This window comes from Verrucomicrobiia bacterium (assembly GCA_036268055.1).
Taxonomy (GTDB): domain Bacteria; phylum Verrucomicrobiota; class Verrucomicrobiia; order Limisphaerales; family Pedosphaeraceae; genus DATAUW01.
This window is the reverse complement of record DATAUW010000016.1, coordinates 58,179-75,522: the sequence shown is the minus strand read 5'-3', so window position 1 is coordinate 75,522 and position 17,344 is coordinate 58,179. Positions and strand designations below refer to the sequence as shown.

Below are 17,344 nucleotides of genomic sequence, written 5' to 3'. Positions count from 1 at the left end.
AAAGTGTCACTCAAACGACATCCCCTTTTCAGTGGATGTCCCGCCGGAGATGGCCAGGCCAAACCCCGCGCGCTGATTTTGTCTCTTCCAAAGGCAAATGCCGGCACCACCGGGAACCGGCATTCATAACTTCCCTGCAACCTTCCGGCCGAAGGTTGCGACCGCCGCAATCCGCTTATTGGGCGCTCAACCGGAAATAGGCATTGCCACTGCCGATCGTTACGGTTTGCGTATTCACGCCACCGACCAAAGACGGGCTGCTGCCAGTCACATTTATCCACATCGCTGGCGGCACCAGGCTGCTCGTGGTTTGCAATACGTAATTGCCCGTGGCTGGCCAGCTAAAGTTCAATGATGAACCGGAACGCGTGACGCCCAGCGTCAATCCGCTTTCGACGACGACCTTGACGGTCATGCTGTTATTACTCTTCAAAGGATCCGGAACCGCCGCCGAACCCGCGGTGAACGTGCTGGTATTCGTGCCACTCAGAGTCTGTTGCACGGTGACGGTGAAAGTAGCCGTCCCGCCGACCACCAAATCGCCCACACTTGAAATCAGGAATCCGTCGCTATTAGTGACCGATCTGCCCGTGGCAGTGTCCGACACCAGCATGCCGCCCGCAGGCAGATTGTTGGTCACGGTGACTCCCGGAGCCAATGCAGGACCACTGTTGGTTACGGTGATTGTGTAAGTAACATTATTGCCCACCGGGACGATATTCGGGTTGGCCTGCGCGGTGACGCCGATGTCCGCATTCGGTGATTCGACCGTAGTGGAGAGCGCTGCCGTATTGTTGGGCAGATTGTCTTCCACTTCGTGAGAACTGACGAAGACGACGTCGGTGATCATGCCTTCGTCAGCCGCAGTCGGGGTGAGGGAGATTTGGATCGTCGCGGTTTCGTTGGTGGCCAGGGTTCCGATTGAGGTCACGATGTTGCCTGCGCTGTTTATGCTGCTGCTGCCCAGCGGCGAAAGAACGCGCGCATTAATGACACCCGGCGGTAGGATATTCGTGACGACAACGCCCGTGGCGCTCGAAGGCCCGGCGTTGGTGATGCTGATGGTATAGAGAAGCGTGTTGCTAACCACCACCGTGTTCGGCGTGCCCGTTATACCGATGGACAAATCCACGTTCGGTGCCACGACGTTCAATGTGGTGAGCGCCAGGCTCCAGCCCTGGTTGATCGAACCGGTGTCGAGGAACTTGGTATCATCCACGAACAACGACCACGTGCCGTTCGGATTGGTGTTGGTGAAATCATTCAGGTTGGTTCCGTAAGGTCCGGCCGGCGGCGAAATCCCCATCGTTCCAGCCGGGAATACTGAGCCGGTCTGCAAATCGGCCGGTTGATATGTGCCGGTAGTCGGCGCGTTAGTCGAAGTCAGGTGATTGGTTGAGGCGCTGTCGAAGGTCAGCGTCACGTTGGTGAAGGTGAACGGCCCACCGGCATCTTCCATGAGCAAAGTATTCGTGCCTGCCGGGCCGACCAGCAGCATCGAAATATCGGACGAATAGGCATGGCCCATTTTATAAACTGTGGCTGTCACCTTATTGATCACGCCGTTCAGGTTCGTGATGATGATCTTGGACGGATACGGCGTGGCGTTCGTCAAGTCATTGATCGCGATGAGTGTGTTGTTCGTATAAGAGTTCGTCGAGGTGCCGAGCGTGAAGGTATAGCTGACCAGCGTATTGGTATTGGCAAAGGACAGTTTCAACACGGCGTTGAACGAGTTGCCATTGGTCCCATTCACACTGAACGTGAACGGACGGAAGACAGAAGGTCCTCCGACCGCCAGCGTGCCGTAATCATTCGTGCCGACGATAATATTTGTGACGCCGTTGGTCGCCAGCAATGTGGCGGACACCGCGGTGTTGGAACCGGCGATATTCAGCAACGAGAACAGCGCGGTCACACTTGTGTTCGGCGTAATGATGCCATTCGTCGGCGTGAGCAAGGCCGCGCCCGCCGCGACGATCAGGCTGCCGTCGTTATTGAAGATGGTCAGCGTAGCCGCCACCGGACTGCTCAACGTGGTATCGGCCGACGGATTGGACAAGAGCAGATTCACCGTCTTGCTGCCCCCGGTCACGTTGTTGTCAATGATCGGCACGAGGAACGTCTTGCCGGTCTCACCTGGAGCAAAGGACAACGTCCCGCTCGCCGAACGGTATTGCGCGCCCGCTATGGCGGAGCCGTCGGCGGTGGCATAATTGACTGTGACCGCCGTGTTCGTCACGCCAGTGCGGACAACTGTGATAGTTGCGTCCACACCGTTTTCATTCACGACATAATTCGCACTCGAGAAACTGACACCGGATTCGTTGTCAAAGATGGTCAGCGTCGCGCTGCTCGGCGGAAGCAGTTGCGTGCCGGTCGAAGGATTCGCCAAGGCGAGTTCAACCGTTCGATCACCGTCAATCTGGTTGTCATTCAGGATCTGGACGATGAAGAAGTTCGAGGTCTGGCCGCTGACGAAAGTCAGCACGCCATTGGTCGCCACGTATTCCACGCTTGGCGTCGCCGTGCCGCCACCGGCCGAGAAGCCGACCGTGGCCGAACCGGCAGTGTTGCCCTTGCGCAGAACCGGGATGATGATGTTGGTCGCGCCCTTGAGAATGGCAAACGCCGGAGCGCCGAGTTCAAAGCCGGAATTATCGTCCAACACCGTGACCGTCGTGGTGACTGGATTAATCAGTTGCACGGCTGGCGAGCTAGCATCTTTCGTCAAATTAATGAAGAAGATTCGGTTACCCGTAATGGATGGATCCGGGAGAATCGGAACCACAAACGTCTCGAAAGTCTGGCCGGGCAGGAAAGTCAACTGGCCGCTGGTTGCGAGATAAGCCACATTGTTGCTGGCCGTCCCATCGGCAGTGGCATAGTTCACCACCGCAGTCACATTGGTATTGCCGCTGCGGGTCACGCCGATGATGATGCTGCCGTTGTTTTCATCCACAAAGTAGCCGCCCTGGGCAAAGCTCACATCGAGATTTTGATTCACGATCGTCAGCGGAACGGTTGTGGGGCCGACAATATTTCCACTGCCTGTGGGCGTCAGCGTCAGGTTGAGCGTGACGTCCGAAGTCAGGTTCGTATTGTCAAAGATGGGCACGCTGAACGATTTGGTCAGTTGTCCGTCAATGAAGCTCAAGGTGCCGTTGGTCGGGAGATAATCCACGTTCGGCGTTGCGCTGCCGCCGCTCGCCGAGAAATTCACCGAGACAGTTCCAAGACTGCCGTTGGTGCGCACCACGGTAATGATCGCATTGCTGGCCAACTGCGAGATGGAGTAACTCGGCGCGGAGAACTCGAGGTTGCCCGGTGCCTGGCTGCTGTCAACGATGGTCAAGGTCGCCGTGGTCGGCAGCGACGGGCTCAAGGCGGTGTTCGTCGGATTGAGCAAAGTCATCCCCACGGTGAGGTTGCCCTCGCCCACGCCATTGGTCGAAACCGGTATGACGACGGTCGCGTTCGTCTGGCCGTTTGCGAAGACGAGTGTATTCGTCACCGGAGTATAATCCACGAATGGAGTCGCGGTGCCGGTATCCGTCGTCGTGAAATCAACCGACGCAGTTCCAATCGTGCTGTTGTTGCGCACGACCGTGATCGTTGCAGTGCCGCCGCTGCCGATTTTGTTCACTGCGTAATTCGCCGTCGAGAAACTCACGGTGCTGTTCGCGCCGATAATAGTGAGCAACGCCTGGGATTGATTGCCGACAATGAGGCTCCCGTCGGCTGGATTGATCAGGCTCAGATTCGCGACGAGCTGGCCCATATTCGCCGGGTTAATCAGGATGGGCACGGTCAGCGTCTCGAAGGTTTCACCTTCGCCGAAGGTGATCAGATTCGTCACGGCGGTGTAATCCACTCCCGCGATTGCGGTTCCATTACTGACTCCCGCCAGGACGGAGATGGTATTACTTGTCCCGCCGATGCGCTGGATGCCGATGACAATATTAGTCGCGCTTTCGTTGACCTGGAAATTCGCCGAGACGAATTGAATGCTGCCAGTGCCCGTTTCGCTGCCACCGTAGATGCGCGCGATGCGGGGCTTGCTCTCGCCGTCGAACTGCGTGAAACCACCGCCAACAATAATCTTCGAGTCCGCCTGGACCGCGATCGCATCAATGAAGTCATTCGCGCCCTGGCCGAAGTTGATGCTGGAATCCACCGTGCCGTCCGAATTCAAACGGGTAAGACGATTGCGGGTGACGCCGCTCGCCTGAGTGAAGATGCCGCCCAAAAGGATTTTCAGATCTTGCTGGATGACGATGGCCGACACCGCGTCATTCGCGCCGAGACCAACATTGAAGGTCGGGTCCACCTGGCCCAGCGGATCGAGCCGCGCGACGTAGTTGAGCGGAATGCCCGCCACAGACGTGAACAAGCCGCCGATCAATACTTTTCCATCCACCTGAATCGCGATGGAGCGGACCGAATCATTCGGGCCAAAGTTTTGATTAACGCTCGCCGGGACATTGAAGGTGGCATCGAGCGTGCCGTCGGCATTCAAGCGCGCGATATGATTCACATTGGTTCCGTTGACCGTAGTGAAGTCACCACCGATAAGGATCTTGCCGCCATTGATATCATCGTTCGTCGAATAAACGGCCACGGCGTAAACTGTGCCGTTCGCGCCAGCGGCGTTGAAGGTGGTGTCCACCGAGCCGTCCTGATTCAACTGCGCAACACTACGGTAAGGCACTCCGCCCACCGAGGCGAAGCTGCCGCCGATGACGAGCTTGCGGGTCGAACCGGCCACGAGCGTGTTACCGGTGGTTTCCGCGATGGAATAAACCGGATTATCCGCGCCGACGCCCGTGTTGAAAGTCGAGTCAAGCGAGCCGTCGAAGTTCAGGCGCGCGATATAATTTTCCGTGAAACCATTCACCGTATTGAAAAGACCGCCGATGACAATCGCGCCGTCCGACTGGATGGCCAGCGCGCGGACCGAAGCGTTCGCCCCCGCGTTGCCGGAAGAGAATTTCACATCGAGGAAACCATTCGCATCCAGGCGCGCGATGCGATTGCGCAGGATGCCATTCGCCTCCGTGAAGTCACCGCCAACGAGCAGGCTGCCATTGGTCTGCAACGCCATCGTAAAGATCGGCGCATTGAAAGCGGCGGCCGCATTGTAAGTAGTGTCCGGCGTGCCGGGCGGTTGATCCTGAATCTGGCTATTGACGATCGTCACCGTGCCGTTGGAAGGATTGCCGAGCATCACCCCGCCGCCAGGGCCGGACGATGGCTGCGGATTGCTGAGCGAGACGTTGAATTGAAGGTCATTCGAATTCGGTGAACCGCTCTGAATGATCGGCACACTGAACGACTGGCTGAATTGCCCATCGAGGAACGTGAGTGTGCCGCTGGTGAATTGATAATCCGTGCCCGCCTTGGCGGTGCCGTCGCTGGTCGCATAATCAACCGAGATGGATTGCGAACTGCCGCCCAAACGGTTGACGGTGATGATCACCGCGCCCGCGTTGTCGTTCACTGTGTAAGTTGGAGTGCTCAGCGTCGGGTTGCCGAAGAAGTTATCGTTGATGATGGTCAGGACGGCATTCGTGAATTCACCGAATGCGGCTGGCGCCGCGAAACCGTTGGTCAAGGCGTTCGACAACGCGAGATTGACCGTCAGGTTGCTGGTGACTGAGCCGCGATTGTGCAGGACAATATTGAAGGTCTTGTCCACCGTGTCGCCGTTGGCCCACGTTAGTACGCCGTTGGTCGGATCATAATCCTGTCCCGCCATGGCCGAGCCATCCGACGTGGCGAAAGAAATCTTTTCGGTCCCGATACTGCCACCCTGCCGCGTGACCGTGATGGTCGCAACTCCGGCATTTTCATTGGCGGTGAAATTCGGCGTGTTCGTGCCGTTGTTCGCCAGGAAGCTGAGCGTTCCAGCTTTGAAATTGTTATTGATGATCGTCAGCGAAGCGCTGCCGACACCAATGATGCCGCCGCCGGTGATATTCGTCAGGATCAAGGTCAGCGAGCGGTCAGGCCGCACGATGAAATTATCCACGATCGGCACCATGAAGGTAAGGTTGGTCACGCCGGACTCGAAGGTGAGGATTCCGGAAGTGTTGATATAATCATTCGTCGCACCGGGCAATGCGCCCAGCGGGCCGGTGCCGGGAACGGTTTGATATTGCACGGAAACCGGGCCGGTGCTGCCGTTCGTGCGAGTGATCGAAATGACGGCATTCGTCGCCCCTTCACTCACAAAATAGCTCGACATGCTGAATCCAATCGTGCCGGCCGGCACACTATTGTCCACAATCGTCAGCGGCGCAGAGCCGATACCGAGTGCGACACCACTGGCGATAGGTTCACCACCGAGAGTTATAGAACTGACGGGTTGAGTAAGCTGCAGGTTCACGCCCAGGTTGCCGACGGTATTCGTATTGTCCAGGATGGTGACGAAATTCACCAGCGAATTGACAAAGCCCGTTCGGCGGTTAAGGGCGTCAACCGGCAAATTGTTCAGCCCGGAAAGACCGTCGCTGGAGCCACCGTTCCACGTATCTAAATCTCCGTCCAGACCCCAGACAGGATTCTGAACCGTTTGCTGGTAATCCACATTGGGTACGGCGCTTCCCGTGCCTGCGTGCAACGGCGTCGGCTGGAACGTCACCGTTCCGGCTCCGAGGAAACCGTTGGTTCGGATCAAACTCACGAAAAATGATTGATTCGCTTTATCGGCATTATAGCTGCCGAAGGCCAGACCTATATTACCGGGCCCAGGCGTCGCTCCGCCAATCAGTCGAGCGACGTTCAATCGCGGTGTAACGGCGTCGCGCGTCGGGATGCCGTTGACGAAGGAAGTTCCACTATTGATGGTGTTATAATTGTAATTGACGCCACCGCCCACCTGATTGAACCGGCCGGCAATCATCACGTTGCCGTCCGGCTGAACGGCGATGGAACGCAGGAAATTTTTGGGTTGCACCAACTGATTGGCGAGCGGATTGATCAATCCGGCGAATTGATTGTAAGCCGTGTCCATGAACGAGGTGTCCACCGGGCCGAAACTGAATAGGCGCGCGACACCAATACGGCGCGTGCTGTTGATCGAAGTAAACAAGCCGCCGACCAGGACATTGCCGTCCGCCGGTTGCAAGGCGATTGTATAAATGATGTCATCTGCGCCGGTACCGGGATCGAAAGTCAAATCCGTCGAGCCGTCGGAATTCATCCGGGCGATGTTATTGCGGGGTATCAGATTGATGGTGGTGAAATTGCCGCCAACGAGCACGCGTCCATCGGGTTGTTCCGCCAACGCATAAACGGTGTTGTCCACACCAGGTCCCGGATTGAAGGAACTGTCGAGCGAACCATCCGCATTGAGGCGCGCGATGCCGCGGAAAGGAATGTTATCAATCGTCGTGAAGGCGCCGCCGATGACAATTTTTCCGTCGAGTTGAACCGCGACCGCGTTGATCACGCCGTTGGGCCCGATACCCGGGTCGAAAGTCGTATCGAGGCTGCCGTCAGGATTCAAGCGCGCGAGATTGATGCGATTGGTGGAGTTCACGGATGTAAAAATTCCACCAATGACCACACGACCGTCCGCTTGCAAAGCCACAGCGGATACTGTGCCGTTGGGTCCGAGGCCGGAATTGAAACTCGCATCCAAACTGCCGTCCGCTCCACTCAACCGCGCAACGTGCGGGCGGGAGATGGAATTGAATGAACCGAAGACACCGCCAATAATAATATTGCCGTCCGGCTGCAACGCAAGGCAGTTGACCGTATTGTCTGCGCCATTATTCGGCGACGCCATGAAAGTGGTGTCCAACGACCCGTCCGCATTCATGCGGGCAACCCGGTTGCGCGGCGTTCCATTATATGCGCGAAAATCTCCGCCAAACACGCTCTTGCCGTCCGGTTGAACCGCCACGGCATAAACCGTGTCGTTACTGCCACCCGCACCTGGCGAAGCATTGAACGGCGGGTTGGTGATCGGCGCGTTGTTCGGATTATGGTCACGATCAATCCCGCCGGCTGGCTGGTCGTTGAACAGGATCGTCACGACGGCGGTATCATTGAGACCGACTGCTCCACCATTTGGATTGCGCAGTTGCACGACAAAATCTTCGTTGAATTGAACCGCAGGATCATAATTGATCGTCAAAACAATTTCCTTGTTCTGGCCATCACCGGCACCCCACGAGAGCGTGCCGTTCGTGAGGGAATAATGAGCGATCATATCCTTGCTGTTCGGGTCAGGATTGAAAGGCGTGGCGTAATCTGAACCGGGTGACAAGGGAAAGCTATCATAAGCATTCGCTTCCTGATTGCCGGGATTGACATCCGCAGTAAAATCCACGGTAAATCCCGCTGAAAAATTTGTTCCGGTGCGCATCACCGTTAGATGCACGATTTGGGTGGTGTTCGTGTTGGGATTTTCTTTCACCCAAAAACGTGAATTAATGAAATTGGCGATGGAAACGGCGGGCTCAGCCGGGGTTCCCTGCGGTGAGGGCAAGCCGTCAACATTCTTCCCGACGGGACCACCCACTTCGGTATTCAGCAACTGCACAAATGCATTGCTTATCCCGATAGACGGCGGCGATATGTTTCCCGAGTTTCCTTCCTGCGGGTCGAGCCGCGCATTCGAAAGCGTGACCAGGAAAAACGGATTTCTTAGCTGAGTGATGTCAAGCGGGTTCGGAAGGTCGTCCCCGACCGTGTATGGAACATCAATCGCCGATTGAAAATCATTGAGCGCAACCGTTCCACTCGAAGGTAGAAAATCTAAACCGGCGAAGGCGCTGGGAACGATATTCGTGAACGGCATCCCGGGAAGGCAGAAAATATTCGTGGTGATGGTGCTGACGACCGTGCCATTGGTGGCTAGTCCCGGCGGAAGATTGGAATTCATGCACGGAAATGGCAGAGCAAAATTGGTCCCCAGGGAAACGACGGTCGGCGGAAGCGACTGCCCGTTGATATTGGTGAATGTAACCGTATTTCCACTGGTATAATGATTATAAGTCAACCGAGTATCGGCCAAAGTCTGGATGGCACTCATAACCACGATGTTGGTCGTGAAAATATTTGTGAACGTGCCGTCGGAATTGGTGGTTAAAATATTCGTGCCATAGAGATTGGTGATGTAGATATCGTAGTAGTTGGAAGCAACGATGGTATAGTCCACCAGGATGCGGCCGGCGGAGCCGCCCGTGCGATCCACTCTCACCGCGAGTGGCAAACGCGCTTCGCTTGCCTCGTTAAGAAACTCGTAACCGTCAGATTCCACGGCGATGTAAAGCGGAGCCCCACTGTCGCTCATAGCTTCACCGGAGGCAAATCCAACGCTGCCGCCCGAGTGCGAACCCGTCGCAAGCCAATTTAAAATGACCGAGCCGCTATCACCTTCATTGCCATCCACGGAAATATAATAAACCGTTCCGGCAATCGTCGGGAAAGATGTCTGACTGGTGATGTCGCTGGGAAAAGCCACATCGTCATTCTGCGCCACCAACGTCAGATTGGCCACGTTCGTGCCAGTATAGACCGCCATGACCGTGTCAAAGCTGCTGCCTTCGGTATTGAAAAGTTCCGTACCGGTAACAGGAGCAGTCCACTTATACCAAATGGTTTTGCCGCCACCCACGCCGGCATCCACAGGCTCCAGCGGCTCGGAAGTCGCGCCCACGGTGCTGCCGGTAGTGGTGCCGGTAAGCTGCCGGATGACTATAGCGTTGGCGAAATTATCATTGGTTGGCGCTGCCCAACTCGTGATGGCGGCCAAACCGAAAAGCATGACGACGCCCAGTTTTAAGCGGGTTGTCAGGCTAGACAACTTGCCCAGGCGATTAAATTCCAGTTTACACATAGTTACCTTCTAAAATATTTTACTCGACCATTCCCCATATTCGACTGGCTACACAACAGCCAGCCGCACCCGAGTCTTCAACCGGTTAGGGTTGCGACGGATTGACTTTCACCCTGTAAAAACCCGCGCTGTTCGTTCTTTTAACCGTGATCGGGCCGTTGACCGGACCCTGCTTGGTGGAAAATACCTGCACCCAGTTCGTGCCCGTCATGCTGGTGCTGTACAAAAGATAGTTCGTCGCATTGGCCAAACTGAACCAGGAGAGAGTAGAGATTTGATCCGCATTGGTCGCGGAATTGGCCAGGCTCATGGTGAGGTTCACCTGGCTTGCGGAGAAGGAGAACGGATCGGGATCGAAAGCATTGGCTATACCGTTGCCGTTGGAATCAATGTCTGTGCTTTCAGCCAGCGCGCGATTGAAGGCATTGGTCACTCCGTCAACCACCAGATTGGTCGAACTGAAAACGCCGGCGAAGGAAGGGACCCAAATGAGTTGATGATTATTGCCCTGTTGCAATTTTTCCGAGATGTCGTTATTTCCGATCACGGCATCGGCATAATAAATCTTAAAATTCGGCGCAAGGTCGAACGCCGAGAAGTTTTGCGCGCCGTTGTCGGTCGTGCGCGTCGTGGCGCCATTTGTCAACACGATTTGATCCACATACAACGCATAAGCCTGATTGGTATCCAGGCCGGCGAAGAAGAATTGTGATAGCGCATCGCCGCCATCCAGTATGAGGCGTCCGATTGCGCCGTTGTTCGCGAACCCGGCTGACGTTGCCCCCAAATCCAAGCCTGCCCAGGTGTCATCCACTTCCGATTCGGCGGGTGAAGTAAGCGTTATTGTCGTACCCAGGAAATCGCCTGACATGGGTTTGACCAGCAGGTTAATCCCGTTGGCCGCCGTCCAGAAATTGCTGGAAGCCGCTCCGCCGTCCACCGCGCTATTGCTAACACTAAGAGTAAGCGCTCCGCTGGTCTCAAAAACATGGCCGATAACCGTCAGATCGTTGGCCGTAAGGGTTTGATCACCCAAAGATAGAAATGAGTCGTTGGTCAGGCGCGCCGTTCCGGCCTGCACGGTGATCGTGCCATCTTCTCCATCCAGCAATGCGCCAAATGAATCGTTGGTTAAGAAAACCGAGCCAACCTGAAAAATGCCAACGCCCAGGCTGGTATTTTCAACGTAGTCCGAAAATATGCTCATTCCTTCGCCGCCAATGAGGCCGTGATTTACGAAGCTGGTATATGGAGTCGCGCGAGTGAAATTGGCGTTTACCGGAATATCAATCACGCCAAAGTTGGTTAGGTTTTGCAGGATAGGCAGACTAACGGAAAAGTCCGCTGTCTGGTTGAAGAAGTTGATTTCGCCGGTTGGGTTGAGAGCGCTGGCGTCATTGGTCGTGACGGTCAGACTTTCCGCTTCGATCAAAAAGCTGTTGGTGATATTAAGCACATCGCTGATGACCACATTGCCTGGTTCGCCCGTAATCTGATTGGTGCTGCGGGCAGTGAAATTCAGCACGCTCACCGGCGCCGTCGGAGCCAGGCCGCTATCCACGATTAAAATATGGAACGTATTCGTGAAGGGTCCATTGGTTCCGACCATGAAGGTATTGGTCCAACGTCCGCTCCACAGGTCAATCGGCCCATTGATGCGAGGAACGCTCGGAGCCACGAGATTGGTGATCTGCAACAAACCGGTCGTGCTGCCGACATCAATATCCATGTTCGGCACGATGATCGTGGCGTTTGAACTGCCGACAAAATTGTTTGACGCCGCGATGCTGATGTAATTCGGGCCAGTGATTTTTGTCCGGCTCAAGTTGAGCGAATTGCTGGCCACGATCGAAATCCGACCGGGGAAATTAGTCAGCGATGCGGGTCCCGTCGTGCTGTCGGGCGCGAAGGAAACATCCGCGACATTGATTCCCAGCGCCGCATAAGCGTTGGTAACCCTGCCTATGTTGGCAAAAAGCGTTTGCGTATCAAAACTTTGATTGCTGCCGGGGAGGTTGGTGAACCCCGCAAACGACCGGAAGAAAGAATAATTATAAGGCGAGAGCACCGGCACACCACTCAAGGTATAACTATTGGTCATCAGCGTATTGGTCGGAAAAGACCCAAACTGATCGGTGACGTAAAGCAGATTGGTGGCCGTGGGCACACCGTTGCGATTGGTTGCCAATGAAGTCCATTGGATGACCGGAGTCGAGAGGTCGCCAAATCCACCTTCAAAACGAACATCGGTGGAAATACCCGGCAGATTGGTGTTGATAAAAACCACCTGAATCCCGGTGTTGGACGCATTGATCTGCGAGACGAATACGAAGGGAGTCGCGTTCGGAGAAATGACCGTCTCACCACCGAAGGCTTGCCCGTTCGCAGTGGTCACCCGGGAGAAGGGGCTTGCAGGAAAGGGCAGCGTAAAATTCGCGAGCGAGATCAGATTGGTTTGCAGTCCGATGCCTTGATAAAGATTAAAGATGCCGAGCGCATTGGCATTAAACTGGCCTACTATAATGTTGGTTCCGATGAGATTGCTGATGCTGGCGCCGAACGCAGAATCCGCCGCCACTTCGTCGAATCCTTCAACATGCAAAGAACCGCTGGAAAGATCGAGTGTGTTGCCCTGGACATTCATGATTCCCGCCATTCCCACATCCAACAACCCTTTGTTGACGACGTTGGTGGCATAGATGTCCAGCTCCGGCAGGAAGGCGGTTTGAAGCTCTCCCGTGAAACCGACATAAGGAACGACCAGACTCAAGTTGATCCCATTGGTCACTGAGCCGGCGGCAATAATTCCGGGAGCAGCATTTCCAAACAGCGCGGCGGCCCGGCGATCGCCGGAGATGGACGGTGCCGTGTCAAAAATAAAACCACTGTTGCAAGTCATGGTGGACTTGTTCGAGAAGGTCAAAACATCGGAAAAATCGAAGGGCTGAAATGAAAGAGTTTCCGGCACTATGATATTAAAAGGCGCGGCATTGACAAAATTGGTTGCGTCAATTTGCGGATACGGATTGGGCGGCGCGTTAAAGAAGGTGGAGTTGGTATAACTTCCCTGGCCGAACGCCAGCCCGGACAATTCCAACAGAAAAACCGCAGCAAGTAACAATCGCTTCATAACGTCTTAATTATCCAAATTTGAAAATGCGCGCTTCTATAAATCATTGAGTTATTATTATTTGCAATGACTTGAACGCCGTCCGCGCCCCTGCATCTGTCACCTGCACCGTGAACTGATTCGTCCCAGCGGTAGTCGGCGTTCCGGAAATGATTCCGGTGGTTGAAAGCATCAAGCCCGCTGGCAAGCCCGGCGCGTTTGTGCTCCACAAATACGGTGATTGCGGCGGCAGAAACTGCGTGGCTCCCGCCGCTTGTAATTGGAAGCCATTGGTTCCCATGCCCAATCCATTGGGGATGTAAACCGAGCCGACTTTCCCCGAAGGCATCATAAGTGGCGTCGTGACTTGAAAATATAACTCGGCCTCCAAACTGATCAGACTGGCTGTGCTCGGATAAATCACCGGGGCATTGGTCGTGGCATCGAATGAACCCCATTGAAAATTGAATGCTGAATTAGTTCCCGGCGTTCCACCAATGCCGATCAGGCCACCGATGTCATGGAAATAAGGGCCGTCATTTATAGCCACCGGCCCAATATCGTTCAAGGTTATGGTTATTCCCGGGGAGATCGTTCCAGGTCCAGGCTGGCCATTGTTTGGAGTGTTGAAATTAGGAACGGAACGGTTCAGCACGGAAATCAGTGGCATCCCGCCCGGTCCCGCGGTCAAATCCGCAGTGGTGAAAAGAATATCCGGCCGGCTAACGACGCGCTGGAGCGTTTGGACAATGGCGGTGTTCGTGACAGCGGTCAGGTGATAAGTATTGGTGACGGGAACCCAATTCGCGCTCAAAAGCGGATCGAAATCCCGCCGCACAAAAGTGATGTGCTCCATTCCCTGGCGCACGGTCGCGTTGTTGGAAGCACAATCAACCTCCTGTACCTGATACGTGAAATTAGTGAAGGTCTGCACTTCATTGAAAACGAATGTTGTCGGAATCGCTGTGCCGGACAGCACGACCACGGGCAGTTGGTTGGTGATAGACGTTAAAGTTCCCAATGGCGCAATAGGCAGTATGACATCGGGGGCGCACTGGTTGGCCTGCAGGATATAAAAATCACCGTTGGTGAATGGAGTTAGAACGAGAGTCGCAACCACGTTCGTATCAAAAATGGGAGTATTCGCCGGCGAGTGCGGATCTTTCGTGACCGACGTTTGCAGAATCGTTTCAGTCGCCAAACCACCCATATGCAAGATGACTAAATTCGCATAAGTATTGAAAAACAATTCCTGAAAATTAGTCGTCAACGTCACCACGGGTACTAAAGTAACTATTCCCGCGGGCGCTTGAGGAACGCTCACAAGTTCAAACGTAAAATTCGTTGTGACGACTTGTCTAAAAGAGTTTGTTGTGCTGGTAATGATCAGTCCGGGATACAGATTGCTCAACATCGTCGGGGCATTGGTCAAAGCTTGCGCCTCAAAAATGGCCAGATTGAAAGTCGTCAAAAGGGTGGTCGTAGAGTTGGTCGCAAACACCACGCTGTTTGTATCTCCCGGTTCATTGAACACCGTGTTCGCGCCGTAAAGATAACGCAACCCGCCGATGTCATCTCGCGTGAATCCGGTAAAAAAGGTTCCCGGCTCTTCGGTTAAAGCGCCGGCAGCGACGGCTGTAAGCGTGTATTTAGGGTCCGTGGAAAATTCTTCGGCATCCGCCTCGAAGGGCGCTGCCGGATTAACTGTTAAACCGCAAAGATCCAGAATGGTATAACCCAGCAACTCGCCGTTCACATAAGCGCTGTAGTTATCAGTGACGGGATCAAAATTACGCTGGATCACGATATACTCAAAATCCGGGCAAACTGCTCCGGACGGAAGAAATCTGTCGTGCAAAGCCCAAGTCCACCGATCCGGAGAAGCCAACCCAAGCTCCTCGATCATGATCTGCATGGTCGCGGATTTCAAATCCAGCAGACCCAACGCCTCAGCGTTAAAATTGACGCGGGAAGATTTAAACGGCCATTCAGACAAAGTGGGGCTATAACTTGAAACATTGCTCAGGCTATTAAACATCGCGAAAGCCTGGTCCACCGCGGCCATGCCGTTGGAGCCGAAAAATGTCGCGAAACTTGCGTCAAACGCGTAGTAATTCGTGGGAGTGTTCCAGCGATAACCCTGGCCAAAATTTTTCGGTGCGCCGATATCCACCGGGAAGGCGTTTCCCATGCCTTGAATCGGGGAAAGACCATAGCCGATTGTAGGATCCATCTGGTACGGTTCATTGATCGGCCCCAAAAGTGCAAAACCCCACATGGATTGGACCCCGCCCAGCAACAGCGCCAGCACGAACCAAAATCTTTTGATTGAGTGAAACATATGAATCTTAATACCGATTTCGAACGATCTTAAAGTAACTCTTGTTTGCCTGCCCAAGGTATATCGAGTCGCTGGTGCCAGCCTCGAAGCGCGGCGAACCCACGTTGGTCCAGGTCTTGAAATCCGTCGTGGATTGCACTTGATAGATGCCGCCCGCCACCGTGTTCCAGTTCAGGAATAATCCTTGCGACGTTTGCGTAATCCATTGTTTCAACCAGGTGTTGGGATTGTTCGGATCGGCGCCCCACAGGAAAACATCCAGCACCGTCACACCGGGGGCGAGAACTGCCTGCGGCCCGGGCCAGTTTTTCTGATTCGCCCCAAAATACAGCGTCTGCCAATCGTCCGGCAATCCGTCAAAATTGTTATCAAAACCAAATGTCTTTCCGGTTGCTGCCACTGAAAGCGGGGAAGTCCGGCCATCAGTGAGGACGTACGCCAGTTGGAATGTATGCGCGCTGCCGGGATTGAATTGAGTGCCCGACCACATCTCGTTAGTGACAATCACTCCCGTGGTTGAACCATCCACGAACAACTCATAAGAACTCACATCCAGTCCCTGCACTGGAGGCCACGAGACGCTCAAAATATTTTGGGCGACCGCGAGCACATACGGCGCACTCGGCGCCGACAGCGGCTGCACCGTCGTGGCGTAGCGCTGCACATACAGATCGAGAGAATTCTGGGCCTTGGTGAAGCCGGACCAGGCGACGAAAAATTTACCCACGCCATCGGCCGCCACCGAAGGAAATTCCTGCTGATTCAAAACCGTCGTGTTCACCTGCTGTTCACCGCCTGCGCGCGAGCCATCACCCTTGAGGAACTGGCCAAAAACACCTTCACGCGAGCCATCCTGGCCAAGACTGGTCCACACCACCAAATAATCCGTCCCGAGCGAACTGATCCTGGGCGCGAATTGATCGCCGAACTGCTGGGAGTTGACTAGTTGCACCGCTCCGCCCGTGCCGGCAGAACTGAACTGCCGCTCGAACACATCCCAACTGTTATTAGCCACCGCGACATCTTTTTGCGACCAGGTGACGATGAAAGAATTATCGGAAGCAACCGCCACCGCCGGGTTGGCGCAGACGTTCGAGGCCGTATTGATCATGAATTCCGATCCCATGCTGGTCGTCAAAGCAGTGCCGGTCGAATCGAATGCGCGCGCGTAAACATCCACGCTGTTATTTCCCGAACTGGAGAGGCCTTGGGAATCCACCGCCTGCGACGAGCGTTGTAGTTCCGAAATCCACGAGACGATAAAGTTGCCGTTCGGAAATGCCGCGATCGCCGGTGTGCGCTGATTGAAAGGCGTCGTTTGATTGACTTGAAATTCCGTGCCGACTTTTTGCCCGGCGGGTGAAAGAATCTGCGCGTAAACTCCCTGCATGCCATCCGCATTGTCCTGGCCGTAACTCGACCACGTGACAATCAGGTTGCCGTTCGCCAAGACTGCCACCGCCGGGTCGGATTGATAAACATTCGTGGCCCCATTGACCATGACGTCTGTGGGATTGATCCACACGTTGCTCGAAGAAAGGAAGCGCGCAAAGATATGCTGAAAACTCTGCGGCCCGCCCTGCCACACAATCGCTGCGCCGCCATTGGCCAGCAAAGCCACCTGCGGATTTTCCTGGTCATTAGCGCCGGTCACATTGACGCGGAACGGGCTGAACTTGGGAGTGAAATTTTTGTCCACCCAAACCGCGCTGATGCCATAGCCGTCACCGTCGGTGATATTGTCCTGCCAGGCCATCAAACCGCCGCTGGTATTGACGCTGATGGAGGGATTCATCTGGTCTCCCGCCAATACTCCTACCGGTGCATATTCCGCCCCCTGTACCGCGTAAAAATTAGTTGAATTTGTGGACTGGGAAAAAACCAGAGCTGGAAAGGCGACAAAAAGAGCCAATCCCCCCAGCGTTTTACAAGCGCGCTGCAGTTGTGACATAAGATTTTCAATGGAGTTTAACCAGCCCATCACGTTTTGTCCATGAATACTTGGAACAAAAAACGCTTCACGCCGTACAAAACCCGGCCCGTG

4 protein-coding genes are annotated in these 17,344 nt (G+C 54.8%); all 4 read right to left on the bottom strand.

Going from position 1 to position 17,344, the window contains the following annotated elements; translation table 11 throughout:
* Positions 1-175: 175 nt before the first annotated feature.
* On the bottom strand, positions 176-9,850 hold the full coding sequence (locus VH413_09065; GenBank protein ID HEX3798838.1) for a Calx-beta domain-containing protein: 9,675 nt from the start codon (positions 9,848-9,850) through the stop codon (positions 176-178).
* A gap of 85 nt (positions 9,851-9,935) precedes the next feature.
* A complete protein-coding gene (locus tag VH413_09060; GenBank protein HEX3798837.1) occupies positions 9,936-12,980 on the bottom strand; it encodes a hypothetical protein in 3,045 nt (1,014 codons plus the stop codon).
* A gap of 43 nt (positions 12,981-13,023) precedes the next feature.
* On the bottom strand, positions 13,024-15,300 hold the full coding sequence (locus VH413_09055) for an Ig domain-containing protein (protein HEX3798836.1): 2,277 nt from the start codon (positions 15,298-15,300) through the stop codon (positions 13,024-13,026).
* Positions 15,301-15,307: 7 nt separating this feature from the next.
* On the bottom strand, positions 15,308-17,095 hold the full coding sequence (locus VH413_09050) for a hypothetical protein (protein HEX3798835.1): 1,788 nt from the start codon (positions 17,093-17,095) through the stop codon (positions 15,308-15,310).
* Positions 17,096-17,344 lie beyond the last annotated feature (249 nt).

Bases quoted from the DNA above. Each gene is read 5' to 3' on its own strand.
- VH413_09065 (HEX3798838.1), bottom strand. From the start codon at position 9,850: ATGTGTAAACTGGAATTTAATCGCCTGGGCAAGTTGTCTAGCCTGACA.
- VH413_09060 (HEX3798837.1), bottom strand. From the start codon at position 12,980: ATGAAGCGATTGTTACTTGCTGCGGTTTTTCTGTTGGAATTGTCCGGG.
- VH413_09055 (HEX3798836.1), bottom strand. From the start codon at position 15,300: ATGTTTCACTCAATCAAAAGATTTTGGTTCGTGCTGGCGCTGTTGCTG.
- VH413_09050 (HEX3798835.1), bottom strand. From the start codon at position 17,095: ATGAATCCCTCCATCAGCGTCAATACCAGCGGCGGTTTGATGGCCTGG.